Origin of the sequence: Micromonospora chaiyaphumensis (assembly GCF_900091435.1) — a bacterium.
Lineage (GTDB): Bacteria > Actinomycetota > Actinomycetes > Mycobacteriales > Micromonosporaceae > Micromonospora > Micromonospora chaiyaphumensis.
Window position 1 is genome coordinate 67,333 of record NZ_FMCS01000004.1, and the last position, 25,797, is coordinate 93,129.

Sequence of the window (25,797 nt, forward strand, 5' to 3'; positions counted from 1 at the left end):
CCTTGTGCGGGCTGATGCCGGTTCCGGCACTTCCCCTCGGAGGCTTCCATGTCGCAGGAGACGACCTATCTCGAACTGTCCGAAGTGGACGGTGGAGCGCACAAGTTCTACGAGGTCGTGGTCGACGACGGCACGATGACCGTGCGCTACGGCCGGATCGGCGACCACGGCCAGGTGAAGTCCAGCAGCTTCCCGGACAACGCCCGCGCCCGGGCCGCCGCCGCCAGGAAGATCGGCGAGAAGGTCCGCAAGGGATACGCGCCGGCCGTCCCCGGCGTACGCCAGAAGCGGGCGGTATCCCGCCGGCAGATCGTCAGCACCCGCTCCACCGCCCGCACCGCCCCGGTCCTCTGGCGCTATGCCTCCGGCGCGCCCGCGTTCGGCATCTTCATCGACGGGCAGACCTGCATGGTGGGCAACGAGCACGGGGTGATCACCACGCTCGACCACGACGCCCGGGTGCTCCACCAGGTCCGCCTCCCCGACGGGGTCAAGTGCATCGTCGCCGACGACGCCTGGATCTACGCGGGCTGCGACGACGGCAACGTCTACGACCTGTCCGGCAAGGTGCCCCGGGTGGCCTACGCGATCGCCCCCGACATCGACATCTACTGGCTGGACATCCACGACGGCGTGCTGGGCGTCTCCGACCGCGAGGGCGGCATCGCCGCCATCGACCACGAGGACGAGTTCCTCTGGCGCCGGCCCGGCCGGGGCCGCTCCGCCTGGATGGTGCGGTGCGACACCGACGCCCTCTACCACGGCCACTCGCAGGGCGTCACCGGCTACGACTGGCGGACCGGCCGGGAGCTGTGGCACACCCGCACCGGGGCGGTGCTCTTCGGCTGGCAGGAGCGCGACGCCGTGTTCGCCGGCACGGGCACCCGCGAGGTGGTGCGGCTGCGCAAGGACGGGCGGGCCGAGCGCACCTACCGGTGCGACTCCGCGGTCTTCTCCTGCGCGACGGCCGAGGGCGGCCGGTACGTCTTCGCCGGCGACAGCGCCTCCTCGATCTACTGCTTCGACGAGGCCGGCAACCGGCTGTGGAAGCTCGGCACCGGCTGCGGCTCGGCCTACTCGATGCAGTACCACGACGAGCGGCTCTACGTGGTGACCACCGAGGGCTACCTGGCCTGCATCGACGCCAGCGAGCCGGCGATCCGCGCGGCCGAGGCGGGCAGCGTGCCCGAGGTGGTCGACGTGAAGGCACCGGCCCGGCTGCCCGAGCCGGCCGCCTGGACAAGCGTCGAGGTGACCACCGACGACCGGGCCGGCGTGGTGGTGCAGTGCGTGGAGCGGGGCGGCCGGCTGCGCATCCACGTGCTCTCCGACGGCTTCCGGCGCGACTGGCCGGTGCAGTTCCCGAAGGGCATCCGGGAGCCCGGGGCGCGCTACCTGGTCACCGAGGTCCGGGAGGCGGGCCGCAGTGGCTTCTACCGGGCGTACGGCGACATCCGCCGGCTGCGCTGAAAAGCTCCGGTCCGGGGGCGGTGCGGGACCGCCCCCGGACCGGTCACCGGCAGGTCCAGCGCACCGGCCGGACCTGGTCCTCGGACTCGAGCTTCCCGCCGAGCACCCGGCCGTCGTCGCTGAAACTGTTCACACTCCCCTGCCGATCGCCGCGCCAGCCGTCCGGCACGGGCAGTTTCACCGACCTCGTATCGGTGATCACGCCGGGGACGTCATCGGCGACCCAACCGGCCAGCCAGCCCTGACCGTTGCCGATCCCGGCCCAGAGGACGCCCTTGAGCACCTCCGCCTGCCCGGTCCGCAGGTCGATCCGCACCGGGTAGCTGGGAATGCCGTTCCGGGGAACCACCTTGGTGTCCCGTTCGGCGGTGCCGGTCACCCAGCCGCCGGCCAACGACAGGGGCAGGAACCGGTCGGCCTTCCCGCCGGGCACCCGCGGCAACGGCAGCACCTCCGGCCGGGCGGCACCCGGACGCCACACCACCGCGCGCGGGGGCTTGTCCGGATGCCCGTCGGACATCACGGCCAGGATGGTGCCGTCCTCGTCGATGTCGACGGCCGCGCCCTCCCACCGCGGGCCGGGCAGTGGCAGGTCGACCGGCTGGCTCCGGTACGAGTCCCAGACAACCGGCCGTTGGATCCAGGGTTTCCCGGGAACCAGATTGCGGTAGCCGACGATCCGGCCGGCGTCGTTGACGGCCGTCGCGCCACCGGACGTCACCACGGGCAGGCCGATGACCTCACCGTCGCGCACCGCCCACGCCCGCCGCTCGTTGGGGGACGCCGACGACGAACCCACCGCCAGGCCTGCCCGGTTCACATCCTTCAACTCCTGCACCGAGCCCGGCAGCTCGACCTCCCGGACCCGGTCCCCCTCCCAGATCAGCAGGCCGAAATCCATGCGACCCTGCCCCTGCGGTGCCCGACGGCCGACCAGCCACCGGCCGTCCGGGTCACCGCCGGTGACCGCGGCCCGTGGATCGCCCGGCACCGGCAGCAGTGTGGCCGTGCACACCCCCTGCCAGAGGCCGGTCGGCTGCGGTTCCGGTGACGGCATCGACGGGTCCGGGCTCGAAGCCGGCGCAGGCGCCGCCTGCCCGTCCCCGCCCAGCGCCGCCGGCAGCGCGGCCACCGCCAGCACACCCAGCGCGGCCAGCCCGGCCGCCGCCACCCGGCGGTTGCGTCGGCGGCGGCGCGCCTCCCGGATCGCCCCCGGCAGGTCGATCCGGGGCGGGCCGGCCGGCTCGTCGTCCAGCCACCGCAGCCGGTCGGCGACCTGTTCGTCATCGATCCTCATGCTCACCGCTCCTCTCCGGTCCGGCCGGCCAGCTCGCGGTCCCCGAGCAGCCGTCGCATCGCCGCCAGGCCGTGCGAGGTCTGGCTCTTCACCGTGCCCGCCGAGCAGCCCAGTGTCCGGGCCACCTCCTCCACCGGCAGGTCGTGCAGGAAACGCAGCACCAGCACCGCGCGTTGCCGGGGCGGCACCTTGGCCAGGGCGTCGCGCAGCACGGTCCGCTCCTCGGCGCCGCGGTCCTCGGTGGACCGCACGTCGGGCGGCCCGCCGAACAGGTGCACCCGCCACCAGCCGCGCCGCCGGATGTCCAGGAAGTGCCGGACCAGCACCGTGCGGACGTACGCGTCGAGCTGCTCGACCTCGGCGATCCGCGCCCAGCGCAGGTAGAGCCGCGTGGCGGTCTCCTGCACCAGGTCGTCGGCCTGGTCGCGGTCGCCGCAGAGTCCGTACGCGAGCCGGCGCAGCGCCGGCAGGCGGGCGGTGACGTACTCGATGTATTCCTGGTCCGATGCGTCCGGCATCCGGCCACCTCCGTGGGGTTCGCAGTTCCAGACGGCATCGCGCCGGAAACGGTTGTACGCGAACGGCAGCGGAATCCAGGATGGCCGGATGGAGATCCCCGAGGGGCTGCGCTGGACCGAACGGTATCCGGCCGGCCGGGCATGGCTCGCCACCCTGCCGGACCGGCTGGCCGAATGCGTCGCCCGCTGGGAGCTGCGGATCGGCCCACCCTTCGCGTCCGCGTTCGCCTCGCTGGCCGTGCCCGCGGAGCTGCCCGACGGCACCCCGGCGGTGCTGAAGCTCCAGTACCCGGACGACGACAGCGTCCACGAGGCCACCGCGCTGGCGCACTGGGCCGGCCGGGGCGCCGTCCGGCTGCTGGCCCACGACGCCGGGCGCCGCGCGCTGCTGGTCGAGCGCTGCGTCCCCGGCACCCCGCTGCACGGGCTGCCTCCGGACGCGGCGCTGGACGTGGCGGTCGGGCTGCTGCCCCGGCTCGGGGTGCCGGCCGGGCCGCCGTTCACCCCGCTTGCCGAGGAGGCCGCCGGCTGGGCTGAGCGGATGCCGGCCAAGTGGGAGCGGCTGAACCGGCCGTTCGAGCGGCGGCTGCTGGATACCGCGCTCGGGCTGCTCGCCGATCTGGTGCCCGGCCAGGGCGAGCAGGTTCTGGTCAACCAGGATCTGCACGCCGGCAACGTGCTGGCGGCCACCCGCGAGCCGTGGCTGGTCATCGACCCGAAGCCCCTGGTCGGCGAGCGGGAGTTCGGGGCCGTGCCGCTGGTGCGCGGGCCCGAACTGGGCCACTCCCCGGCGGCGGTGCGGCACCGGCTCGACCGGCTCAGCGCCGGTCTGGGCCTGGACCGGGAGCGGCTGCGCGGCTGGACGGTCGTGCACACGCTGGCCTGGAGCATGGGCGAGGACCAGGTCTTCCCGCACCAGGTCGAGACGGTCCGCTGGCTGCTCGACCGGGCGTGACCGGTCCTCGCGCCAGGTCCGTCGGCTGCCCGACCGGGCGTGACCGGTCCGGGGACCGGTCACGCCCGGCGGCCGTCAGGCCGGGTACGGCACCGCCTCACGGGCCGTCCGCAGGGCTCCGGCCCACCAGGCGAGCTGGTCCAGCAGGGTCTTGGCGTATCCGGACGCCGCCGCGTCGAGCGGCTGGCCGTCCTGCCAGCTTAGGTAGTAGTTCGGGAAGGCCAGCCCGTCGCGGATGGTCACCGCGTGCAGTTCGGTGAGCACGTTCTCCAGGTGCAGCACGGCGTGCCGGCCGCCGGCCGCGCCGCCGTAGCTCACGAAGGCGACCGGCTTGGCCGTCCACTGGGTGAAGTGCCAGTCGATGGCTGCCTTCAGCGCGGCCGGGTAGCTGTGGTTGTACTCCGGGGTGACCAGGATGAACGCGTCCGCGTCCTCCAGCGCGGCGGTCAGCGGCGCCATGGCCTCCGGGCGCGGGTACGCGTCGCCCGCGACCTTCGGTGACTCCGCCGGCAGCGCCAGCGGGATCTCGACCCCGGCCAGGTCGACGACGTCGACCTCGAACCCGCCGTGCTCACGCGCCCGCTCGGCGATCCAGGACGCGATGACCGGCCCGAACCGGCCCTCGCGGACGCTTCCGATGACAATGGCCAACCTGTGCTTCTCGTTCATGCGCTCCACGGTCCGCCGCCGCGGCGGCGCCAACCAGACCGGGCGCAGGCTGGCCCCCGCAGGGCCACGCTACGCCGGCCGGGGCAGCCGCGATCCGGCCTAGACTCTCCACCCATGGGTACGCCACTGGGCGACTTCGTCCGTGCCAAGCGCGACAGCATCCAGCCGGAGTCCTTCGGCCTACCCGATCGGGGCCGGCGCCGCTCCCCCGGCCTGACCCGGGCGGAGGTGGCCACCCGCTCGGGAATCAGCGTGGAGTACCTGACCCGCCTTGAGCAGGGCCGCGACCGCAACCCCTCGCACGCGGTGCTGCACGCCCTCGCGGACGGCCTGAGCCTCGACGCCGGGGAGCGGCACCACCTGCGCTACCTCGCCAAGATCACCGGCGGGGGCTGCCCGGGGCACCGGCCGCCGGCACCGCCCAACCGCGAGGTACGGCCCACCGTGCGGGAGACCCTCCGGCTGCTCGAACCCGGGCTGGCGTTCGTCACCAACCGGCTGGGCGACGTGCTCGCCCACACGGGCGGGTTCGAGCTGGTCATGGGCGGGATCGGGCTGCTCGACACCGCCGAACCCAACCTGACCCGCTACGTGTTCACCGATCCGCCCGCCCGGAGCGTGTTCCCCGACTGGGACCAGGTGGCCGACGAGCGGGCCTTCGACCTGTGGCTCGGGCCCTCCGCGGAAAGCTCCGAGTGGTTCAGGGTCCAGCTCGCCCCCGTCGCCGGGCCGGAGTTCACCCGGCGGCTCCAACGGCACCTGCCGCCGCCACAGGTCCCGCTCCGGCTCGACCATCCCGCCGTGGGCGAACTGCGCTGGCATCGCGAGAGGCTGGAGCTGCCGAGCACCGACGCCCAGGAACTGGTCGTGCTCCTGCCCGCCGACGAGGCGACCGCGCAGGCCGTCGAGGGGCTCCGGCAGCGCCGGCACGGCACCCTCCGCGCCGTCGGCTGACCGGGCCGCGCCCGGCCGGCGGCGGCCGCGCCGGGCTCCCGGAGCCGGCGCGCGGGCAGCGCCCGAGGGCGCACGCCGGTCAGCGGGCCTGGCAGGTGGCGCACCAGTAGAGGTTGCGCCCGGCGAGCGCGCCCCGGCTGACCTCGGTGCCGCAGACGTGGCAGGGCGCGCCGGGACGGCGGTAGACGTAGACCTCGCCGCCGTGCCGGTCGACCCGCGGCGCCCGCCCCATGGCCTCCGGCAGGTGCACGTCGCGCACGGTGTCGATCCGGCCCCGCTCGACCGCGACGGTCATGAGCGCGACCAGGTCGGCCCAGAGTTCCGCCCAGCCGGCCGGGGTCAGGTCCCGCCCGGGCAGCAGCGGCGGCAGCCCCGCCCGGAACAGCGCCTCGACCACGAAGATCAGGCCGGTGCCGGCCACCACCGACTGGTCCAGCAGCAGCGCGGCCAGCGGGGTGGCGGTGCGCCGGATCCGCGCGTACGCCCGCTCGGGGTCGGCGTCGGCGCGCAGCGGGTCGGGGCCGAGCCGGTCGCGCAACGCGGCCACCTCGGGCGGGGTGAGCAGCTCGCAGGCGGTCGGCCCGCGCAGGTCCAGCCAGTGCCGGTCGGAGGTGAGCCGCAGCCGGATCTGCCCGACCGGGGGCGGCGGCTCGCCCGGCCCGTCGGTGACCTTGCCGTAGAGCCCGAGGTGGACGTGCAGGGTCAGCTCGCCGGCGTAGTGGTGCAGCAGGTGCTTGCCGTACGCCTCGGTGCCGTCGAGGACCGTGCCGCTGAGCCGGGCCGCGCCCTCGGCGAAGCGACCCTGCGGGCTGGCGGCGTGCACCTTGTCACCGGCGAACAGCTCGGCGTGGCGGGCCGCCAGGCGGTGGATGGTGTGTCCCTCTGGCACGACGGCAACGGTAGCCCGCCGGCCCGGACGCCGCCGACCAGGAGCGGCACCGGCGTCGACGGGTGTCGACGTGTCCGCAGCGGGGTACCTCAGGAGCATCAACGCGCGGTCTCCGCGCCGGAGTTCAGGAGGTGTCGAAGTGAAGATTCTGTCCCGCCGGAACGGCCCGGCGCGAACTGACGACGTGAACAACGACGGGGTGGTCGACGAGCGCGACCGGGTCGGCGACCGGGTGGACGACCGGCCGGTCGTCACCGACCGGGACGCGGAGCGGACCACGTACCGCAGCGCGGCCACGGCGACGGACGGCGAGCGCGTCACCGACTCGGAGCGGCACGCGGCGGACCGGGCCGCGGCGGCCCGCGCGGCCACCGGCCGCCGGCCGGACCTGGGCGCCCGGCCCGCGCCGGTGACCGACCCGGAGCCGGCCACGGAGCGCACGGTCGACCTCAACCGCGACGGCCGACCCGACCGGCCGCTGGACCGGGACCCGGCGACGGAGCGGGTGGAGCCGGTCGTCACGAAGCGGCCCCGGGCCAGCCTGCTCGCCACCCTCGGCCTGATCGTCTCGGTGGTCGGCGCGCTCTTCGTGCTGTCCGGCACCCTGGCTGGCTACGGCATCGGTCTCGGCGCGGTCGGCGCCGTGCTCGCCGTGCTCGGCCTGGTCGCCACCCGGCGCCGGCACGTGGCCGGCAAGACCGACGCGCTGATCGGCATCGCCGTCGGCCTCGCCGCCGTGGTGCTCGGCATCGTGGCGATGACCGGCCAGTTCGACTGGCCGACCACCGACGGCGAGTGGGTCGGCCGGTTCCGGGAGTGGCTCGACTCACAGTTTGCGGATCTCTTCTGACGGGCAGTTTCCCGGTCGCCGGCGCAGCGCCGGCACGCCCGATCAGCTCTGGTGGTTCACCAGCCGGGCACACCTCTTTCGGGGGCGGCGGTTCGCCGCCCCCGAAGTATGTCCGGGGTCGGTCGGCGTGGACGCAATGATCGGTCGTTCGAGGGCGGGCAAACGCAACGATCCGTCGGCCGACGCAACTTCCGGCGGTGGATGTCGTCGCCCCGCGCCGCATACCGTTGGACCACGGCGCCAGCCCGTGGGCCACGGTGGCCGGGCGCGCCCGACCCCTGGGAGCACGACATGACGATGGACGCGACCCGCCAGCGCTTTCTGATGTGCCGGCCGACGTACTTCGCCGTCGACTACGCGATCAACCCGTGGATGGACCCCACCGCCCCGGTCGACGCCGACCTGGCGATCCGGCAGTGGGAGCAGCTCCGCCAGACGTACGTCGACCTGGGCCACGAGGTCGAGCTGATCGACCCGGTCGCCGGCCTGCCGGACATGGTCTTCGCGGCCAACGGCGGCACGGTCATCGACGGCAAGGCCATGGCGGTGCAGTTCCGCGACCCGCAGCGCGCCGACGAGGCCCCCGCCTACCGGGCCTGGTTCGAGGCCGCCGGCTTCGAGATGTACGACCCGAAGCACGTCAACGAGGGTGAGGGCGACGTCCTGCTGGCCGGCGACCACCTGCTCGCCGGCACCGGGTTCCGCACCGCGCACGCCTCGCACGCGCAGCTCCAGGAGGTCTTCGGCTACCCGGTGATCACCATGCAGCTCGTGGACCCGCGCTTCTACCACCTGGACACCGCGCTCACGGTCCTCGACGAGCGCACCGTGGCGTACCTGCCCGAGGCGTTCTCCCCGGGCAGCCGGGCGGTGCTGCGCCGGCTCTTCCCCGACGCGATCCACGCCACCATGGCCGACGCCGAGGTGCTGGGGCTGAACGCGGTCAGCGACGGCCAGCACGTGGTGCTGCCGGCGCAGGCCACCGACCTGGCCGCGAAGCTGCGCGACCGGGGCTACGAAACCATCGGTATAGACCTGTCCGAGCTGCGCAAGGCCGGCGGCGGACCGAAGTGCTGCACGTTGCGACTCCGTCAGGGAAAGGCAGTCAAGTGATCATCGACGACATGCTGCGGACGCCCTCCGCGGTACGGGACGCGGAGCGTCACACGGCGCACAACTACCACCCGCTGCCCGTGGTGATCTCGTCGGCCGAGGGCGCCTGGCTGACCGACGTGGACGGCCGCCGCTACCTCGACTGCCTGGCCGGCTACTCGGCGCTGAACTTCGGCCACCGGCACCCGAAGCTCATCGAGGCCGCGCACACGCAGCTCGACCGGCTCACGCTGACCAGCCGCGCGTTCATCCACGACCAGTTCGCCGACTTCTGCCGCGAGCTGGCCGCGCTCTGCGGCAAGGACCTGGTCCTGCCCATGAACACCGGCGCCGAGGCGGTGGAGACCGGCATCAAGGTCGCCCGCAAGTGGGGCTACCAGGTCAAGGGCGTGACCCCGGGCCAGGCCAACATCGTGGTCGCCGAGGGCAACTTCCACGGCCGGACCACCACCATCGTCAGCTTCTCGACCGACGAGGACGCCCGCGCCGACTTCGGGCCGTACACGCCGGGCTTCACCGTGGTCCCCTACGGCGACCTGGCCGCGCTGACCGCCGCGATCGACGAGAACACGGTGGCCGTGCTGCTGGAGCCGATCCAGGGCGAGCAGGGCGTCGTCGTGCCGCCGGAGGGCTACCTGCCGGGCGTCCGCGAGGTCTGCACCGAGCGGAACGTGCTCTTCATCGCCGACGAGATCCAGTCGGGCCTGGGCCGCACCGGCGCCACCTTCGCCTGCGAGCAGGAGGGTGTCGTCCCGGACATGTACCTGCTGGGCAAGGCGCTCGGCGGCGGCATCGTGCCGGTCTCGGCGGTGGCCGCGAACGCCGACGTGCTCGGGGTGCTCAAGCCGGGCCAGCACGGCTCGACGTTCGGCGGCAACCCGCTGGCCTGCGCGGTCGCCACCGAGGTGGTCCGGCTGCTGGCCACCGGCGAGTTCCAGCGCCGCTCGGCCGAGCTGGGCGAGCGGCTGCACGCCGGCCTGCGCGGTCTGGTCGGCAAGGGCCTGGTCGCGGTCCGGGGCCGGGGCCTCTGGGCCGGGCTGGACATCGACCCGGCGCTGATGACCGGCCGGGAGGCCTGTGAGCGGCTGATGGAGCGGGGCGTCCTGGCCAAGGACACCCACGGCTCGACCATCCGGCTCGCTCCGCCGCTGGTGATCACCGAGGAGGAGATCGACCACGCCGTGGCGCAGCTCGCCGCCGTGCTGGCCGGCTGATCCGCGTACCTGGGAAAAGGGCGCCGGGACCACGACGGTCCCGGCGCCCTTTTCGCGTCGCGTCAGGGGCGCGGCAGCCGCATCGCCATGGTCGGCGCCTCGGCCATCACCGAGGTCGGGCTGAACTTCGCGTCGCTGGTCACCTCGTCGGCGCGGCCGATCTGCACGCCCGGGTAGAGCTCGATGAGGTCGCCGTCGCCCAGCACCCGGGACTGCTGCGGGGCCAGCGCGATCCGGTCCGGCTCGGCCATCGAGCCGCCCGGGCGCACGCCCGAACCGTTGGTGCTGGTGTCCGTCACGATCACCTCGCCCACCCGCAGCTCGAACCGGACGTGGCTGCGGCTGATCCAGCGCCGCGCCTCGTCGTTGAGCCACTGGCCGAGCACGATCCCGCCGGTGGTGTCGGGTGCCCGCCCGACCGGCACCGGCTGGTTCTCGGTGAGCGCGAACCGCTGCCGGACCATCCCGCCGATGCGCACGGCCAGCACGGCCGTACGCGGCCGCGGCCCGGCGTCGCCGAGCCGGGTGCCGTGCCGGGGGCAGGTCGGCACGCCGTTGCGCAGCGTGGGTGGCGGCTGCCCGGCCGGGGCGCGGTCCACCCGGGCCAGGTCGGCGAAGGCACCGCCGCCCCCACCGCCGCCGAACAGCGCGCAGCCCGGCTCGGGGCAGCGCCACTGCCGGGCCAGCAGCTTCGCGCCGACCGGTGAGCGGCTGGCGGTGGCCGGGGTGTGCCCGCCGCCGACGTGCGCGATGAAGACCGGGCCACCGGCGCCCGGTACCGGGGCGAGCACCCGCCCGGCCTGGCCGAGCCACGGCCAGCGGCCGCCCAGCCCGTCGAACCGGGCCCGGCTCAGCACCGGCAGGCCGAGCAGGTCGGCCACCTCGAGCATCCGGTCACCGGGGTGGTCGAGCACCTCGACCAGGCCGTCGTCGGCCCACCGCCGGACCACCATCCGCTCGTTGGAGGTCAGGTCCGCGTCGGAGAGCAGCGCCCGGTGCACGATCGCGTAGACCGGGACGCTGTCCTCCTCGATCTGCCGGGAGAGCGCGTCGATCACCATGCCGAGCCGCAGCAGGCTGGCCGGCCGCCCGCCGTCCAGGTCCTGCCAGCGGATCACCTCGGCCAGGTCGACCACGGCCCGGGCCAGCGAGGGATCGGTACAGACCCGACCCTCGATGGCGTCCAGCACCTTGCTGATCTCGAATCTCATGCCGCGCTCCGGACGGTGTCGTCGCTCCGCCGGGTCGGGGCCGGCCGCCCCGCCTCGGCTCGCACCGCCGTCGCGGTGAGCAGGTCTGCCATGCGACGACCCTACCGGCAGCCCCCACCGGCGCCGCGCGACGCACGCCGGAAATCGACGCTCGTCACTCAGCTCTGCCGCAGTGGGCGCCCCACCTCGTGCAGGTGCGCCAGCCCCTGCCGGTACGACTCGACCAGCCCGGTCTCCACGTACGGGATGCCCTGCTCGGCGCAGTAGGCACGGACGATCGGCCGGGCCAGCCGCAGGTTCGCCCGGGGCATGTTCGGGAACAGGTGGTGCTCGATCTGGTAGTTGAGCGCCCCCAGTGCCACGTCGACGAACCGCCCGCCGCGGACGTTGCGCGAGGTGAGCACCTGCTTGCGCAGGAAGTCGAGGTCGTCCTCGGCCGTGGGCATCGGCATGCCCTTGTGGTTCGGGGCGAACGCGCAGCCCATGTAGAGCCCCCACAGCCCCTGGTGCACGGCCGCGAAGAGCAGTGCCCGGCCGGGCGACATCACCGCGAACAGCAGGCCGAGGTAGCCGGCGGCGTGCGCCACGAGCAGCAGCCCCTCCACGGCGCGGTGCCGGACCGGGGTGCGCCACCGGCCGTCCGGTTCCCGGCCGACCAGCGCGCGCACGCTGGCCACGTGCAGCGCCAGACCCTCCAGCAGCAGCAGCGGGAAGAACAGCCACGCCTGCCGTCGCGCCATCCACCGGCTCAGGCCCCGGGTCGCCGCCGCCTGCTCGTACGTCCACACCAGCGCGCCCGCCCCGACGTCCGGGTCCTCGTCCTCGTGGTTCGGGTTGGCGTGGTGCCGGTTGTGCTTGTCCACCCACCAGCCGTAGCTCAGCCCGACCGCGAGGTTCCCGGCGACCAGGCCGGCGACCTCGCTCGGGCCGCGCCGGCGGAACATCTGCCGGTGGCCCGCGTCATGGCCGAGGAACGCCACCTGGGTGGTGGCCACCGCCATGAGCGCCGCCATGGGCACCTGCCACCAGGAGTCGCCGACCGCCACCACCGCGGCCCAGCCGGCCACGAAGGCGCCCAGGGTCAGCGCGATCCGGGCCGCGTACCGGCCGGGCCGCCGGTCGAACAGGCCGGCGGCGGCGACCCGGCGGGACAGCCGGGCGTAGTCGCTGCCCCGCCGTGCCGCCGGTGCCGTCAACGTCGATGAGGTCATCCGCTCCCCCGCTCCTCGGTTGGTGCGCCACGCCGGCGGCGCAACGCTGCGTAACCAATTCTGCGGAGATCGACTGCGCTCGGTAATCCTGGCAACCCCCCAGCACGGGGTGGTGCTAGCCCTACCTCATCCCGCCCACCGCGGCCCGGAGCCGGGCCAGGTCCCGCCGCCGCCGCTCGTAGGTGGCGGCGAGGGCGATCAGCGCCAGCCCGCCCAGGGCCAGGAAGATCCAGCGGGGCAGCAGGTCCCAGCCGCGGGCCAGCTCGTGCAGGGCCAGCGGGACCAGGGTCGCCGCGCCCAGCAGGACCGGCGCCTGCCAGCGCCGGACCGCCCCGCCGAGCACCGCGCCGAGCGCCACCAGGCCGAGCGCCAGCCGGCGGGCCGGCTGCGGGTCCGGCGCGGCCAGCACCGACACGAGGCTGGGCAGCAGCGCCGCGCCGAGCCCCGGGCCGAGCGCCAGCCAGCTGTTCAGCCCCGGCCGGGTCCGCAGCGCCAGCAGGCCCGCGCCGAGGGCGAGCGCCGCCGCCGGCAGGGTGTACGCCTCCAGCACCGCCACGCCGCCGGCGGCCAGCAGCAGCCAGCCGCCGAGCAGTTCGCTGCCCCCGGCGACCGCCGCGAGGCCGAAGCGCCGGCCCGGCGTCTCGCCCCGGCGCAGCACCCGGACGGCCACGGCCAGCCCCCACAGCACGCAGACCGCGGCCGCGTGCCGCAGCGCGCCGCCGGTGAGCAGCAGCGCCAGCAGGGCCACCGCCTGCGCGGCCGCCTCCAGCGCCACCGCGGCGTCCACGCGGGCGGGCCCGGGCGCGCCGGCGGTCCGGGTGCGCAGCGCGGGCACCGCGTGCAGGGTCACCGCCGCGACGGCCAGCACCGCGAACCCGGCGGTACGCAGCGGCAGCCCGCCGGCCAGCGCCGCGGTCACCGCGAAGCCCGTGGCCGCCGCCACGGCGCCCAGCCAGCCGGCGAGCCGGGCCTCGGCGGGCCGCCCGGCCGCACCCACGATCGCCCCCGCGACGACCAGCACTCCCAGCGCGGCCAGGGTCCCGGCCCGGGTGGCGACCAGGCCGCCGAGCCCCGGGGCGGTGAGGGCGAACCCCAGCGGCAGCAGGACCAGCGGCGCCGCCGGGCGCGGGCCGGCGAGGGCGGCCAGCACCAGCGCGGCCACCCCGGTGCCGAAGACCAGCGCGGGCACCACCGGCCAGGGCGCGCCGGCCGCCGCGAGCAGCACCGGCAGCGCCACCGCGCCGAACGGCAGCGCGGCCAGCGCGGGCAGCCAGCGGCGACCGCTCCGGCTCGGCGCGTCCGGCGCCACGCGGCCAGCCGGAGCCGTCACGATCCGGGCGTACGCCGCCGCGAGCGCACCGAGCAGCAGCAGCACCAGCCCGGCGCGGGCCGCCGCCGGCGTCGGCTCGACGGCGGGCACCCCGGACCAGGGCCGGACGGGCAGGTCCAGCAGCACCGCCAGCGCGATCGGGGCGGCGGCCAGCAGCGCCAGGCCCGCCACCCCGGCGCCGACCGCCCGCGGGGCGGGACCGGGCCGGGCGCCACCACCGGCGGCCAGCGCCAGCAGCGCCCCGACGGCGGCGTAAAGCGCCACGGGCTCCCCGCCCGGCACCACCAGCGGCGCGAGGCCGGCCGCCGCGAGTGCCACGGCGAGGCCGGTCGAGGCGTACCCGTGCAGGTCGGTCCAGTGGCGACGGACGGCGAGCACGGCGAGCACCGGCACCGCGACGGCGGCGGTCGCGCCACGGAGCTGCCACCAGGGCGGCGCGCCGAGCCCGAAGAGCGCGACGGCCACCCCCGCCGGTACGGCGAGCAGCGCCACGGCCAGCGCCACCCCGGCGACGGCCGGCTGCGCGCCCCGGCCCCGGCGGCCCCGCGCCGCGACGACCGGACCGAGCACGGCGAGGACGGCGAGCACGGCGCCCGCGCCGGCCGGCGCGGCGCAGCCCACCAGCAGGGCGTGACCCAGCAGGACGGCCGCCGCGAGCGCGGTCACCACCACGGTCGGGTACCCCCGGCGGGGCCGGGCCACCACCGCCAGCAGCAGCGCGGTGGCCGTCGCCAGGTCGGCGACCAGCACCAGCGGCCACGGGGTGACCGCCACGGCCGGTGCGGCCAGCACGGCCAGCGCGCCACCGACCACCCCGACGAGCGGCCGGGCGGCCCGGGGCACCAGCAGGGCGACCGCCCCGGCGGTGCACAGCACCGCCACCGGGAGCTGCCATCCCCAGGACGGGAGCGCGGCGGCCCGCCCACCCTGCCAGGCCGGGAAGGCGGCGGCCGCCGTCGCCGCGGCGACCAGTCCGGTGAGGACGATCGCCACCTGGCCCAGGCCGGCGGCCACCACGAGGGCGCCCAGTCGCGGGCCGGTCCGCATCCCGGCGGGCAGTGCCCGGACCGCGCCGGCCAGCGCGACCACCACCAGGCCCGCCGCCAGCAGGAGCAGACCGGGGCGCAGCGCGACGACCGGCCGGACCAGCGCGGCGGCCAGCACCGGCACCAGCAGCCCGGCGGTGACCACCCGGTAGGTCCGGCCGCCCGCCGCCAGCGCACCGGCGACCAGGGCGAGCGCCACCACCAGCAGTGGACCGCCGGCCAGCAGCGGGGTGCCGGCCGCCCGCCCGAGGGCCAGCGGCACCAGCGCGCAGCCGGCCGCCAGGGCCAGCGCGACACCGTGCCCGGCCCAGCCCAGCACCCACCCGGCGAGCGGCGCGGCGACCGGCCCCCCGCCGGCCGCCGCTCCCCCGACCGCCCCCGGGTCGGGCTGGACCGGCCCCCCACCGGCCAGCCCGCCGGCCGGCCGGAGCCGGCGGCGCAGGGCGACCACCACCACGAGGTCGCCCAGCGCCAGCGCGGTCAGCACCAGTGCCCAGCCGGCGGCGGACGGCTCGCCGGCCGCCGCGGCCAGGGGCAGCACCGGCTGCGCGGTCAGCAGCGCCGCGAACCAGGGCACGGTCAGCCGGCTCACGCGGGCGTACCCGGCCGCGACCGCCGCGCCGATCCCCCCGACCAGCGCCGCATACCGGCTGCCCGGCCAGCCGGCCACCCCGAACAGGTCCACCGACCAGGCGGCGTACCCGTCGAGGAGCACCAGGAGCAGGCCCACGGCGGCGAAGGTCTCCGCGGTGCCCCGCAGCCCACGCGCCCGGGCCACCAGCGGCGCCGCGAGGGCGAGCGCGGTGAAGGCGAGCAGGATCAGCGCCCGCCCGGCCACCCCGAAGGCCGCCCAGGCGACCGCCGTGAAGACCACCGCCGCGGTGCCGAGCAGCAGTCCACCGAGGACGAACAGCAAGCTCTGCACGGCCCGGGTGGACGTCTCCGCGCCGCCGGGACGGGCCGGGACGGTGACCGGCTGCGGGCGCGGCGGCGGCACGGGTGCCACCGGCCGCGGCGCCGGGATCTCCAGGCGGATCCGGGCCGCGAGCTCGGCCCGCCGCTGCCGGGCCGTGGACAGCCGGCCGGCCAGCTCCTGGTACGCGACCCGGGCCGCCTCGACCCGCGGGGTCAGCCCGGCGATCTCCCCGTCCAGCCGGACCACCTCGGCGGCCGGCGGGTACGGCGGGCGGCCGCAACCGGAGCAGCCGGAGGCGAGGTCGGCGGGGGCGCCGCAGCCGGGGCAGGGATAGCCGGTGTTGTCCACCCCGCCAGCATCGGTGCCGGCGGGACGGGCGGACAGAGTAGGCGTACCTAGGGTCGGGTGTGGTCGTGCACCCAGGTTGCGTAGTCGGGGTTGCCGCTCTCCACCCGGGTCACCAGGACCTCCGGCACCTCGTAGGGGTGGTTGGCGCGGATCTGGTCGACCAGCGCGTCGACCCGGTCCGGCGCGGTCTTGAACTGGACCGACCACTCGGCGGTGGTCTGGATCGCCGACTGCCACCAGTAGGTGCTGTCCACCTGCCCGCCGACCTGGGCGCACGCCGCCAGCCGGCCGGCGACGGCCGCGGCCGCCAGCACGTCCGCGACGGCGCGGGCGTCCACCACCGTCGTCACCACGCAGATCTGTTCCACCAGCGCACCCTACGTGGCGTTCCTGGCGGTCCGCTGCACACGCACCGAACCGGGTTTAGCCGGCGGCCGCCCCGTCGCGGTTCGCGGCGATCCACCGGTCGATCCGGGCCCACCAGTCGAACAGCCAGTCGATGCGCTCCTGCCGGCCGACCGGCACCTCCTCGGGCGGCACCGACCAGAACCGCATCACGATCCGCTTGTCCATGGGCAGCTCACGCCACACGTCGGCGACGGTGAGCATCTGGTCCAGCCCGGTGTGCGCCACGAAGATCACCCCGGCGTCCGGGGCGGCGTCGAGGGCGGCGAGCAGCCCGCCCGGTTGCGGGGCGAGCACGTGCTGCATCCGCTCGGCGCGCCGCGCCATCCGCTCCAGGCCGAGGGCGCGCAGCCGGGCGATGGCCCGCAGCCGGCGCTTCGGCGTGAAGTTGCCGCCCTCCGGGAAGATCACGAACGCGTCGTCGTCGTCCAGGCCGGTGGCGAGGTGGCCGATCTGCCGGATCGCCGACTCCCGCCCGTCCGGCCCCGGCGCGATGAACCGGTTGGGCAGCCGGTTGAGCAGGACGTCGATCGCCGGATCCCACTGGAGGGTCTCCTTGAGGACGATCCGGGGCTCCCGGTGGAACCAGTTGACCAGGGCGTGAATCAGGATGAACGAGTCGCCCGGCCCGGCGTGCCGGCAGAGCACCAGCTCGGGGCGGCCGGGCAGGGCGGTGTCCGGGTCGGTGCCGACCACGTCGATGCGCAGCCGCAGGGTCCAGCGGGCCTGCCAGAACAGCACCCGCAGGAAGTAACCCGCGAGCACGTAGTGGCCCCGCTGGAAGGCCGGCGACCGCTTGCGCGCGCCGAAGCCCGAGGCCAGCCAGAGCACGAAGAGCGCGAGCAGCGCGGCCGCGTCCCAGATCAGATAGACCGTGCCGATCCAGAGCAGCCGCAACGGGCGAAGGCGTCCCGGCACCAGCGGCGACGCGGCCAGGGCCAGCAGCGCCCAGACCGGCAGGGTGGTCACCACGGTGACGGCGAGCAGCACCACGCCGGGCGCGAGCAGCAGCCGGCGTACCCACCGGGGTGGCAGCGGCATCAGCGTTCCAACGCGGTGTCCAGGTAGCGGCGGGAGGCCGTGTACGCCCGGCTGATCCGCCGCCCCACCGCCGCCATGTCCCGGTAGGCCCAGGGGCTGTCGTCACGCGGCTCCAGGCCGCCGGTCGGCAGCACGTGCACCTCCACGCCCTCCGGCAGCGCCGCCATCTCCCGGGCGAACCGGTGCCGGCGGGCGATCTCGAACGCCACCTGGGCGATCTCCCAGGGCCTCCGGGGCGGGCTCAGCTCCCGCTCGATCCGGCCCACCTGGAGTACGAAGATCCGCGTCGCGCCGGCCGCGACGGCCTCGCCGACCGGGATCGAGTTGACCACCCCGCCGTCGATGTAGTGCTGGCCGTCGATCTGGGTCGGCGGCAGCAGCCCGGGCACCGAGGCGGAGGCGAGCACAGCCGGCACCACCGGTCCGCTGTGGAACCAGTACTCGGCGGCGCGTTCGATGTTCGCGGCGCAGCAGCGGAACGGCACCTTCAGGTCGGCGAAGGTGGTGTCCTCGCCCAGCTCGCTCTCCAGCAGCCGGCGCAGCGGCCGGGGCGAGTGCAGGTGGGTGCGCGCCGCGAAGCGGCGCAGCTGCCGGGCGACCGAGTCCCCGTACACCTCGCTCGCCTCCGGCGAGGCCCAGAGCCGGACCAGCCGGTCGGTGACCGCCTCGCTGGGATCGGCGGCGACCAGGGCGCCGTTGACCGCGCCGATCGAGGTGCCGAGCACCATGTCGGGCCGGATCCGGGCGCGGAACAGGGCACGGAGCATGCCCACCTCGACGGCGCCGAGCACTCCCCCGCCGCCGAGCACGAACGCCACCGGACCGCCTGCCATGCCGTTCATCCTGGCACGCGGCGCACAGCCCGCCCCGCCGAGCCGGTCCCGCCCGGCCGGCCCGTCACCGGGTGCGACGGCCGCGACGCGGGACGCGATCGGAGAACGGACAGCCGTTGACAGGCCGGACACATTCCCGCAACCTGATAGCGCTCCCAAGCCCAGGCAGGTGGATGTGAAGGCGACGCTGCACGCCGGCCGGCTGCTGGCCCGCAGGTACCGGCTCGTCGACCAGATCGGGGCCGGCGGCATGTCGGTGATCTGGCGGGCCCGTGACGAGGTGCTCGACCGGGTGGTGGCCGTGAAGGTGCTCGCCCCCTCGCTCGCCGCCGACGCCCGGTTCCGGGACATGGTTCGCGAGGAGGCCCGCTCCGCCGCTCAGCTCGTCCACCCGCACGTCACCGCCGTGCACGACTACGGCGAGACGGTCGCGCCGGACGGCTCGATCACCTCGTTCGTGGTGATGGAACTGCTCAGCGGCGAGGAGCTGGAACACCGGCTCACCGAGGGGCCGCTGCCCTGGCCACAGGCCGTGGAGACGGGCGCGCAGGTGGCCGAGGCGGTGGCCGCGGCGCACCGGCTGGGCATCGTCCACCGGGACGTCACCCCGTCGAACGTGATGATGACCCGGGTCGGCGCGAAGGTGCTCGACTTCGGCATCGCCACCCGGGTGGGCGCGCCCGACGAGGACGAGGACGGCGGCACGTTCGGCACCCCGGCCTACGTGGCGCCGGAGCGGCTGGACGGGGCTCCGGCGCAGCCGGCCACCGACGTCTACTCGCTGGGTGTACTGCTGTTCGAGACGCTGACCGGGCAGCCCCCGTACCCGGCGGACACCTGGGAGGAGCTCAGCGCCGCGCTGGCCGAGGACGCCGCGCCCACGCTGGACGGCGTACCCGGGCTGCCCGCGCCGGTCGCGGAGATCTGCCTGCGCTGCCTGGCCCGCGATCCGCGGCGGCGGCCCACCGCGCACCAGGTGGCGGCCGTGCTCCGCGACCAGTTGCTGCCCGCCGACCCGCAGGCCGCCACGATGCTGGCCCCGACCGTGACCCTGCCGGCGCTGCCCGCCCCGGCGCGACCGGCGGCCGAGCCCGCGGCGCCCGCACCCGCTCCGGCCGGTGCGCCCCCGCACCGCCGGGCGCTGCCCCTGGTGGCGGCCGGCGTGGTGGTGGTCACCGCCGCCGCGCTGCTGGTGCCCACGCTGCTGCCGGACGACGCGGCGCCGCCGCGGGTGTCGCCGACCGCCGGGCCCGTGGTGGTCCCGTCGACCGCGCCGCCGGGCTCCGGCACCCCGGCCACCACGCCCGGCCCGACCCGGTGGCCGCCGGAGACCGGCGCCCCGAGGCCACCCGCCGCCGGCGACCCGATCGAGGCGGCCCAGCGGATGGACGGGCTCATCGAGGCGGGGCTGGCGGCCGGCCAGATCCGCACCGACGTCGGCGTGGACCTACGCAACCTGTTGCGCAACGCCACGGCCGCGACCGGTGACGGCGCGCAGACCGACGCCGTCGACCGGCTCCGCGGGAAGATCGCCGACCGACGGCGCGAGGGCAGCATCAGCCCCGGGTACGCCCGCCAGCTCGACGCCGCCGCCGCGGAACTGGCGGCGGTACGCACCTGAGGGGTCAGCCGGCGGCGACCGGCGCCGCCTCGGGCCGCCCGACGACCGCGGCCCGGTCGGCCAGGAAGCTCCGGTAGACCGCCTCGTAGCCGGCGGCCATCCGCTCGACCGAGAAGTGCTGCGCCACGTGCAGGATGCAGTCCGCCGGGTCGAGGCGCGGCACGTCGCGCAGCGCGGCCGGCAGTTCCTCCGCGCGGTCGCGGACGAACCCGGTCACCCCGTCCCGGACCAGCTCCGGCACGGCGCCCCGGCGCAGCGCCACCACGGGCGTGCCGGTCGCCATCGCCTCCACCATCACCATTCCGAACGGCTCCGCCCACTGGATCGGCATGACGAGGCAGCGGGCGTCGTACAGCAGCCGCTGGGTGGCCTCCCGGTCGGCGTTGAGCACCACGGTGACGTCCTCGCCCAGCAGCGGTTCGACCACCTGCTCGAAGTAGCGCCGCTCGGCCGGCTCGTTGCACTTGCCGGCCAGGGTCAGCGGCAGGCCGGCCTCCCGGCAGGCGCGGATCGCCACGTCGGGACCCTTGTCCGGGCTGAACCGGGCCAGCCAGAGCACCGGCCCACGGCCGGGGCGGCGCTTGCGCGGCACCTCCCGCAGTGCCATGGCGTTGTGCACCGTGCCCACCCACGGCAGCTCCGGGTTGGCCTGGCGCTGGGCGTGCGAGATCGCCACCAGGCCCACCCCCTCGTCGGTGTTGCTCAGCACCGTGCCGTACTCGCCCACCGGGTTGCCGTGCACCGTGGCCACGGTGGGCACCCGGCGGCGACCGGCGATCAACGGGCCGATGGTGCTGTGGTCGTGCACCAGGTCGAAGTCGGCCGGGTCGACCAGCCGGTTGACGTGGGCCAGGTGGGCCAGTTCCGGCAGCGACTCGCCGAGGCGCTCGTACTGGAGGTCCGCGCAGGTGGAGACGAAGTCCCCGGCGGTGCCGTTCTCCCGGCCCGCCCCGAACAGGGTCACCGCGTGCCCGCGGTCGACCAGGGCGTCGACCAGCCCGGCCACCAGGTGCTCCAGGCCGCCGTAGCCGGCGGGCGGCACGGGCAACCAGGGCGGCACCACCATGGCGATCCGCAGGTGCGCGGCCCGCGCGCGGTCCGGCGGCGGATGGTTCACGGCCACGAGTCCTCCCCGATGGGTGCCCCGGCGTACGTGACCGGCGGCGGTTTCCCGACGCTCCGCGCGGTAAACGGCGGCTCAGCCGGCCACCACGATCCGGTCGTGCACCTCCCGCACGCCGGGCGTGGCCCAGGCCGCCCGCTCCGCCTCCTCCCGCTGCCACCACGAACGGACCACCCCGTCGAGCACCACCGTGTCCCCGCTGACCCCCACCTCGATGCGCTCGGTGCCGGTCCGCCGGAACAGCACGCGTTGCAGGTCGCGGCGGTTCTGCTCGTCACTGGGCGGGGTGGGCGGGCGCACCTCGACGAGGTTGGTCACCCCGCGTACGCCCCGCAGCCGGCGCAGCTCCCGCTCGGCGGTGCGGCTCTGGAAGCCGTACTCCACCTCGCCGCGGAGCATGAGCCAGCCGTCGGCGACGGTCACGTCCAGCCGCTCGGCGGGCACGAAGCTGTCCCACTCCAGGGCCCGGCTGGCCGCGATCGCGATGTCGGCGTCCGTGCGCTCCTCGGCGGCCGGCAGCTGCACCTCCAGGTCACTGGCCACCGCGCGGACGCCCCGGACCCGGTGCGCGCAGCGCTCGGCGGCCCAGCGCCGCGCGTAGCTGTCCACATGACCGGTCAGCGTGACCACGCCGTCGGCGACGGTCACGCCGATCTCGGTCGGCCGGGTCTGCGCGTCCCAGTCCAGCTCGGCGAGCACGTCCCGCTGGATGTCCTGGTCGGTACGGACGGCGGAGGTGGTCGTCATGCCCCGAGGGTGCCGCCGGAGGGGGTGAGCCGGGCTCACCCGGAGCGGGTGAGAACGAGAAAAGGGGCGGCGGGCGACGGAACCAACCCCCTTGGCTCCGTCACCCGCCGCCCGTGGAGGAGGCAGGTCTGGTGTTAGGACGTCTCGGCGAGCGTCACGGTTGCCGACTCGTTCGAACCGTTCCGCTTGAACTGGACCTCGACCCGGTCGCCGACCTTGCCGGCCTGCACGGCGCCGACCAGGTCGTTGGAGTCGTTGATCACCTTGTCGCCGAACTTGGTGATGACGTCGCCCCGCTGGAGCCCGGCCTTGTCGGCGGCGCTGCCCGCGACCACGTCGGAGACCAGTGCGCCGCCGTCCTCCGCGCCGGTCACGCTGACCCCGAGCGACGGGTGGCTGACCTTCTCGCCGCGCTGGAGCTTCTCGGCGACGTCCTTGGCCTTGTTGCTCGGGATGGCGAAGCCGACACCGATGTTGCCGTTGCTGCCCTGCCCCGCGGTGGCGATGGCGGTGTTGATGCCGATCACCTCGCCCCGGGTGTTGACCAGCGCGCCGCCGGAGTTGCCCGGGTTGATCGGGGCGTCGGTCTGGAGCAGGCCGGAGATCGAGCTGGCGCCCTGCTGCGGGCTCTGCTGCTGCTGGCCGCCCTCGCCGGCCTGGATGGTGCGGTCGCGGGCGCTGAGGATGCCGGCCGTGACGGAGCCCTGGAGGCCGAGCGGGCTGCCCAGCGCGAGCACCTGGTCGCCGACCTGCATGGCGTCGCTGTCGCCGAACTTGGCCGCCTTGAGGTTGCTCACCCCGCTGGCCTTCACCACGCCCAGGTCGGTCTTCGGGTCGGTGCCGACGATCTTGGCCTGGGCGGTCTTGCCGTCGGCGAAGACGACCTTCACCGTGTCGCCGCTCGCCGAGGCGACCACGTGGTTGTTGGTCAGCACGTACCCGTCGGCGCTGAGGATCACCCCGGATCCCTCACCGCTGTCCGTCATGATCGTGACGATGCTGTCCTGGACGGCGGCCGCGATCTTCGGCAGGTCGGCGCTGTTGAGCACGGGAGCGGCCGAGTAGGTGCGGGTGACGGTCCCGTCGCCGTCGAGGGCGAGGGCGAGGGCGCCGCCGGCCACGCCGGAGCCGAGCATCAGCGCGAGCGCGAGCGCCCCGGCGCCGATGAACTTCCCGGCCCGGCTGGGCCGCGCCGGCTGCTGCGGGCCCCACGGCGGGACCGGCTGCCCGGCCTGGTGCTGCGGGTACGGCTGCTGCCCGGCCTGGTGCTGCTGGTACGGCTGCTGCCCGGCCTGGTGCTGCTGGTACGGCTGGTGCGCCTGGTAGGGCGGGACCGGGCCGGCGGCCTGCGGCGTGTAGCCGGTGCCGCCCTGCTGCGCCCAGCCGCCCTGCTGCTGTCCCCCGTACCAGGGGTGCGGCTGCTGCGGCTGCCCCGAGACCGGGTACGGCGCGTACGGGTTGGCGGGCGTGCCCGTCTCGGTGTGGGCGGCCGGGGCGGTGGTTCCGGCGGCCGGGGAGTCGGCCGGAACCGGCGCGGCGGCCGGGGTCACGGTGGTGTCCGACAGCCCGCTCTCGGCGCGGGGCAGCTCGGCGGTCGGGTGCGACGGCTCGGCGTCGGCGGGAGCCGGCGACCGCTGCGGATCGGTCTCGTGGTCGGTCATGACTACACCTTCTCCCCTGGCACTGCGACCAGCCTGGAACGCGCCTGAATGTTTTCTGAAAGTCACTCGCCCGGCTCGGGCGTCTCGGGCAGCAGCGGCAGTTTCACCCGGAAGGTGGCCCCGCCGCCGGGCGTCTCGGCGACCTCGACGGTGCCGTGGTGCGCGGCCACCAGCGCGGCGACGATGGCCAGCCCGAGCCCCGTGCTGGTCGGTCCGCCCGCCCGCCGGGTACGCGCCGCGTCCACCCGGTAGAACCGCTCGAAGACCCGCTCGGCCTGCTCCGGGGTGAGGCCGGGACCGGTGTCCGCCACCTCGACCACGGCCAGGTTGCCCGGCTCCGCGCGCAGCCGCAGGGTCACCGCGGCGTCGGCCGGAGTGTGGGTGAGCGCGTTGGTCATGAGATTGCCGATCACCTGGCGCAGCCGGGCGTCGTCGCCGAGGACCACGAGCGGACCGGCGCCCGGCTCGATCTCCAGCGTGATGGGGCGCTCCGGCTCCACGGCACGGGCCGCCTGGACCGCGTCCGACGCGAGCACCGGCAGCTCGACGGGGGCCAGCGCGATGGGACGCTCCCGGTCCATCCGGGCCAGCAGCAGCAGGTCCTCGACGAGCAGCCCCATCCGGGACGCCTCGTCCTCGATCCGGCGCAGCAGGCCGGCGGTCTGCTCCGCTTCCCGGGCCGCGCCCTGCCGGTACAGCTCGGCGAAGCCCCGGATGGTGGTCAGCGGGGTGCGCAGCTCGTGCGAGGCGTCCGCGATGAACTGCCGCATCCGCTCCTCGGAGCGGCGGGCCCGCGCCTCGGACGCCTGCGCCGCTGCGGCGGCGTCCCGGGCGCTCACCTCGGCGCTGCGCGCCGCCGCCTCGGAGGCGGCCCGCGCGGTGAACGCCGCCTCGATCTGGGCGAGCATGGCGTTCAGCGCCCGCGACAGCCGGCCCAGCTCGGAGGTCGGGCAGGCCCGGCCGTCCTCGGGGTCGGGCACCCGCCGGGTGAGGTCACCGCCGGCGATGGCCGCCGCGGTCCGCTCGATCTCCACGAGGGGCTTGAGACTGGTACGCACGATGCCCGCACCGACCGAGGCCAGGATGATCAGCACCGCCCCGCCCACCAGCAGGTCGATCCAGACGAGCTGCCGGACGGCCACGTCGATGTCGGTCATGTTCTGCCCGACGGCGATGAACTGGCCGTCCCCGACCTGCTTGATCACCACTCGCCAGCGCAGGTGCTTGTCGGCCGCGTCAGTGGTGAAGGCGCCCTGGTCGGCGTGCTGCTGGTACCAGGTGAGCTGTTTCAGCGAGCCGGGCAGGTCGTCCTCGGCGAGCGACTTGTCGTAGTAGAGCTTGCCCCCGCTGGAGGTCGCGATGACCGCCATGTAGTCGCTGGGCAGGGTGTTGCCCGCGCTGGTGTCGCTCGGCGAGGTCTGCTCGACCCGGGCCAGATAGGAGTTCAGCTCGTCGTCCACCCGCCCGACCAGGTAGCTGTGCAGGAAGAACGCGGTGAGCGAGCTGATCACCACCAGGGCGGCGGCCACCAGGGCGAGCACCGAGGCGACCAGCTTCACCCGCAGCGGGACGCTGCGCAGCCAGCCCTTCGCGTCGTGGACGGCGTTCACGCCGCCGGCTTGCGCAGCACGTACCCGACCCCGCGCAGGGTGTGGATGAGCCGGGGCTGGGTGTTGTCGACCTTGCGCCGCAGGTAGGAGATGTAGGACTCGACGATGTTGTCGTCGCCGCGGAAGTCGTAGTTCCAGACGTGGTCGAGGATCTGCGCCTTGGAGAGCACCCGGTTGGCGTTGAGCATGAGGTAGCGCAGCAACTTGAACTCGGTCGGCGAGAGCTGCACCCGCTGGCCGGCCCGGTGCACCTCGTGGGTCTCCTCGTCCAGCTCCAGGTCGGCGAAGGTGAGCCGGGAGGGGGCGTGCTCGCCGGTGGCGGTGCGCCGCAGCACGGCCCGGATCCGGGCGGTCAGCTCCTCCAGGCTGAACGGCTTGGTGACGTAGTCGTCGCCGCCCAGGGTGAGCCCGCGGATCTTGTCGTCGGTGGCGTCCCGGGCGGTCAGGAAGACCACCGGGGTGCGCGTGCCGCCCTCGCGGAGCATCCGGATGACCTCGAAGCCGTCCAGGTCGGGCAGCATCACGTCGAGCACGACCAGGTCGGGCCGGTGGTCCTTGGCGGCGTTGAGCGCCGCGCTGCCGCTGGTCGCGGTGGCGACGTCGAAGCCGGCGAAGCGCAGGCTCGCGGAGAGCAGTTCGAGGATGTTGGGATCGTCCTCGACGACGAGCAGTCGGGCCTCGGTCTGGGTAGCCACCATGGCACCCATCATCCGCGCTCCGGCTGCGCCCGCGCTGGGTGGATCCTGGAAACAACCTGTGAGCCGC

At 75.3% G+C, this 25,797-nt stretch carries 22 protein-coding genes; 7 read left to right on the forward strand and 15 right to left on the reverse strand.

The annotated features are described in order from the left end of the window. Positions 1 to 48 precede the first annotated feature (48 nt). On the forward strand, positions 49 to 1,470 hold the full coding sequence (locus GA0070214_RS12315; protein ID WP_091262270.1) for a WGR domain-containing protein: 1,422 nt from the start codon (positions 49 to 51) through the stop codon (positions 1,468 to 1,470). 43 nt (positions 1,471 to 1,513) lie between these two features. Here GA0070214_RS12315 and GA0070214_RS12320 read toward each other — a convergent pair whose 3' ends face one another. Continuing rightward, on the reverse strand, positions 1,514 to 2,767 hold the full coding sequence (locus tag GA0070214_RS12320) for a hypothetical protein (RefSeq protein ID WP_091262272.1): 1,254 nt from the start codon (positions 2,765 to 2,767) through the stop codon (positions 1,514 to 1,516). 2 nt (positions 2,768 to 2,769) lie between these two features. After that, positions 2,770 to 3,285, reverse strand: a complete 516-nt coding sequence (locus tag GA0070214_RS12325; RefSeq protein ID WP_091262274.1) for a SigE family RNA polymerase sigma factor — start codon at positions 3,283 to 3,285, stop codon at positions 2,770 to 2,772. Positions 3,286 to 3,373: 88 nt separating this feature from the next. On the opposite strand from GA0070214_RS12325, the gene GA0070214_RS12330 reads away from it, so the two are divergent. Further along, positions 3,374 to 4,240 carry an aminoglycoside phosphotransferase family protein gene (locus GA0070214_RS12330; protein ID WP_091262276.1) on the forward strand — a complete coding sequence of 289 codons (867 nt, stop codon included), beginning with the start codon at positions 3,374 to 3,376 and terminating at the stop codon, positions 4,238 to 4,240. 75 nt (positions 4,241 to 4,315) lie between these two features. Here GA0070214_RS12330 and GA0070214_RS12335 read toward each other — a convergent pair whose 3' ends face one another. Further along, entirely contained in the window at positions 4,316 to 4,909 is a 594-nt protein-coding gene (locus tag GA0070214_RS12335) for an NADPH-dependent FMN reductase (RefSeq protein ID WP_091262278.1), read from the reverse strand. A gap of 114 nt (positions 4,910 to 5,023) precedes the next feature. On the opposite strand from GA0070214_RS12335, the gene GA0070214_RS12340 reads away from it, so the two are divergent. After that, positions 5,024 to 5,863: a helix-turn-helix domain-containing protein gene (locus GA0070214_RS12340; protein ID WP_091262280.1), complete on the forward strand. Its 840-nt coding sequence runs from the start codon at positions 5,024 to 5,026 to the stop codon at positions 5,861 to 5,863. Positions 5,864 to 5,942: 79 nt separating this feature from the next. On the opposite strand, the gene GA0070214_RS12345 is transcribed toward GA0070214_RS12340, so the two are convergent. Next, positions 5,943 to 6,752 carry an Fpg/Nei family DNA glycosylase gene (locus tag GA0070214_RS12345; protein WP_091262282.1) on the reverse strand — a complete coding sequence of 270 codons (810 nt, stop codon included), beginning with the start codon at positions 6,750 to 6,752 and terminating at the stop codon, positions 5,943 to 5,945. A gap of 139 nt (positions 6,753 to 6,891) precedes the next feature. Here GA0070214_RS12345 and GA0070214_RS12350 point away from each other — a divergent pair, with 139 nt between their 5' ends. The 3 genes from GA0070214_RS12350 (at position 6,892) to rocD (ending at position 9,929) form a co-directional block, all read left to right on the forward strand. Next, on the forward strand, positions 6,892 to 7,602 hold the full coding sequence (locus GA0070214_RS12350) for a DUF4190 domain-containing protein (protein ID WP_091262284.1): 711 nt from the start codon (positions 6,892 to 6,894) through the stop codon (positions 7,600 to 7,602). Positions 7,603 to 7,899: 297 nt separating this feature from the next. After that, positions 7,900 to 8,715 carry a dimethylargininase gene (gene ddaH, locus GA0070214_RS12355; RefSeq protein ID WP_208602762.1) on the forward strand — a complete coding sequence of 272 codons (816 nt, stop codon included), beginning with the start codon at positions 7,900 to 7,902 and terminating at the stop codon, positions 8,713 to 8,715. Continuing rightward, on the forward strand, positions 8,715 to 9,929 hold the full coding sequence (gene rocD / locus GA0070214_RS12360; protein ID WP_208602763.1) for an ornithine--oxo-acid transaminase: 1,215 nt from the start codon (positions 8,715 to 8,717) through the stop codon (positions 9,927 to 9,929). The genes ddaH and rocD overlap by 1 nt, the downstream gene beginning before the upstream one ends. A 62-nt stretch (positions 9,930 to 9,991) precedes the next feature. Here the strand turns inward: rocD and GA0070214_RS12365 are convergent, their stop codons facing one another. The 6 genes from GA0070214_RS12365 to GA0070214_RS12390 form a co-directional block, all read right to left on the reverse strand. Further along, a complete protein-coding gene (locus tag GA0070214_RS12365; protein ID WP_091262288.1) occupies positions 9,992 to 11,140 on the reverse strand; it encodes an FHA domain-containing protein in 1,149 nt (382 codons plus the stop codon). Positions 11,141 to 11,298: 158 nt separating this feature from the next. Continuing rightward, complete coding sequence (locus GA0070214_RS12370; protein WP_091262290.1) at positions 11,299 to 12,351, reverse strand: fatty acid desaturase family protein; 1,053 nt, start codon at positions 12,349 to 12,351, stop codon at positions 11,299 to 11,301. Positions 12,352 to 12,472: 121 nt separating this feature from the next. Continuing rightward, positions 12,473 to 15,991, reverse strand: coding sequence for an SCO7613 C-terminal domain-containing membrane protein (locus tag GA0070214_RS12375; protein ID WP_091262292.1), 3,519 nt, complete (start codon positions 15,989 to 15,991; stop codon positions 12,473 to 12,475). A gap of 47 nt (positions 15,992 to 16,038) precedes the next feature. Then, positions 16,039 to 16,359, reverse strand: coding sequence for a divalent-cation tolerance protein CutA (cutA, locus tag GA0070214_RS12380; protein ID WP_091262293.1), 321 nt, complete (start codon positions 16,357 to 16,359; stop codon positions 16,039 to 16,041). A 55-nt stretch (positions 16,360 to 16,414) separates the two neighbouring features. After that, entirely contained in the window at positions 16,415 to 17,437 is a 1,023-nt protein-coding gene (locus GA0070214_RS12385) for a 1-acyl-sn-glycerol-3-phosphate acyltransferase (protein ID WP_091262295.1), read from the reverse strand. Further along, on the reverse strand, positions 17,437 to 18,270 hold the full coding sequence (locus GA0070214_RS12390) for a patatin-like phospholipase family protein (protein WP_091262297.1): 834 nt from the start codon (positions 18,268 to 18,270) through the stop codon (positions 17,437 to 17,439). The genes GA0070214_RS12385 and GA0070214_RS12390 overlap by 1 nt, the downstream gene beginning before the upstream one ends. 175 nt (positions 18,271 to 18,445) lie before the next feature. On the opposite strand from GA0070214_RS12390, the gene GA0070214_RS12395 reads away from it, so the two are divergent. Continuing rightward, complete coding sequence (locus tag GA0070214_RS12395) at positions 18,446 to 19,891, forward strand: serine/threonine-protein kinase (RefSeq protein ID WP_091262299.1); 1,446 nt, start codon at positions 18,446 to 18,448, stop codon at positions 19,889 to 19,891. Between the two features lie 4 nt (positions 19,892 to 19,895). Here the strand turns inward: GA0070214_RS12395 and GA0070214_RS12400 are convergent, their stop codons facing one another. The 5 genes from GA0070214_RS12400 to GA0070214_RS12420 form a co-directional block, all read right to left on the reverse strand. Further along, positions 19,896 to 21,014: a glycosyltransferase family 4 protein gene (locus tag GA0070214_RS12400; RefSeq protein WP_091262300.1), complete on the reverse strand. Its 1,119-nt coding sequence runs from the start codon at positions 21,012 to 21,014 to the stop codon at positions 19,896 to 19,898. Positions 21,015 to 21,089: 75 nt separating this feature from the next. Then, entirely contained in the window at positions 21,090 to 21,761 is a 672-nt protein-coding gene (locus GA0070214_RS12405) for a BON domain-containing protein (RefSeq protein ID WP_091262301.1), read from the reverse strand. A gap of 134 nt (positions 21,762 to 21,895) precedes the next feature. After that, on the reverse strand, positions 21,896 to 23,422 hold the full coding sequence (locus GA0070214_RS12410; RefSeq protein ID WP_091262303.1) for a S1C family serine protease: 1,527 nt from the start codon (positions 23,420 to 23,422) through the stop codon (positions 21,896 to 21,898). A gap of 62 nt (positions 23,423 to 23,484) precedes the next feature. Then, on the reverse strand, positions 23,485 to 25,032 hold the full coding sequence (locus GA0070214_RS12415) for a HAMP domain-containing sensor histidine kinase (RefSeq protein WP_091262305.1): 1,548 nt from the start codon (positions 25,030 to 25,032) through the stop codon (positions 23,485 to 23,487). Continuing rightward, positions 25,029 to 25,730: a response regulator transcription factor gene (locus tag GA0070214_RS12420; RefSeq protein ID WP_046571468.1), complete on the reverse strand. Its 702-nt coding sequence runs from the start codon at positions 25,728 to 25,730 to the stop codon at positions 25,029 to 25,031. The genes GA0070214_RS12415 and GA0070214_RS12420 overlap by 4 nt, the downstream gene beginning before the upstream one ends. Positions 25,731 to 25,797: the final 67 nt, after the last annotated feature.

Bases quoted from the DNA above. Each gene is read 5' to 3' on its own strand.
- GA0070214_RS12370 (WP_091262290.1), bottom strand. From the start codon at position 12,351: ATGACCTCATCGACGTTGACGGCACCGGCGGCACGGCGGGGCAGCGAC.
- GA0070214_RS12330 (WP_091262276.1), top strand. From the start codon at position 3,374: ATGGAGATCCCCGAGGGGCTGCGCTGGACCGAACGGTATCCGGCCGGC.
- GA0070214_RS12335 (WP_091262278.1), bottom strand. From the start codon at position 4,909: ATGAACGAGAAGCACAGGTTGGCCATTGTCATCGGAAGCGTCCGCGAG.
- GA0070214_RS12365 (WP_091262288.1), bottom strand. From the start codon at position 11,140: ATGAGATTCGAGATCAGCAAGGTGCTGGACGCCATCGAGGGTCGGGTC.
- GA0070214_RS12320 (WP_091262272.1), bottom strand. From the start codon at position 2,767: ATGAGGATCGATGACGAACAGGTCGCCGACCGGCTGCGGTGGCTGGAC.
- GA0070214_RS12340 (WP_091262280.1), top strand. From the start codon at position 5,024: ATGGGTACGCCACTGGGCGACTTCGTCCGTGCCAAGCGCGACAGCATC.
- GA0070214_RS12315 (WP_091262270.1), top strand. From the start codon at position 49: ATGTCGCAGGAGACGACCTATCTCGAACTGTCCGAAGTGGACGGTGGA.
- GA0070214_RS12385 (WP_091262295.1), bottom strand. From the start codon at position 17,437: ATGCCGCTGCCACCCCGGTGGGTACGCCGGCTGCTGCTCGCGCCCGGC.
- GA0070214_RS12325 (WP_091262274.1), bottom strand. From the start codon at position 3,285: ATGCCGGACGCATCGGACCAGGAATACATCGAGTACGTCACCGCCCGC.
- GA0070214_RS12405 (WP_091262301.1), bottom strand. From the start codon at position 21,761: ATGACGACCACCTCCGCCGTCCGTACCGACCAGGACATCCAGCGGGAC.
- GA0070214_RS12390 (WP_091262297.1), bottom strand. From the start codon at position 18,270: ATGGCAGGCGGTCCGGTGGCGTTCGTGCTCGGCGGCGGGGGAGTGCTC.
- GA0070214_RS12420 (WP_046571468.1), bottom strand. From the start codon at position 25,730: ATGGTGGCTACCCAGACCGAGGCCCGACTGCTCGTCGTCGAGGACGAT.
- ddaH (WP_208602762.1), top strand. From the start codon at position 7,900: ATGGACGCGACCCGCCAGCGCTTTCTGATGTGCCGGCCGACGTACTTC.
- GA0070214_RS12410 (WP_091262303.1), bottom strand. From the start codon at position 23,422: ATGACCGACCACGAGACCGATCCGCAGCGGTCGCCGGCTCCCGCCGAC.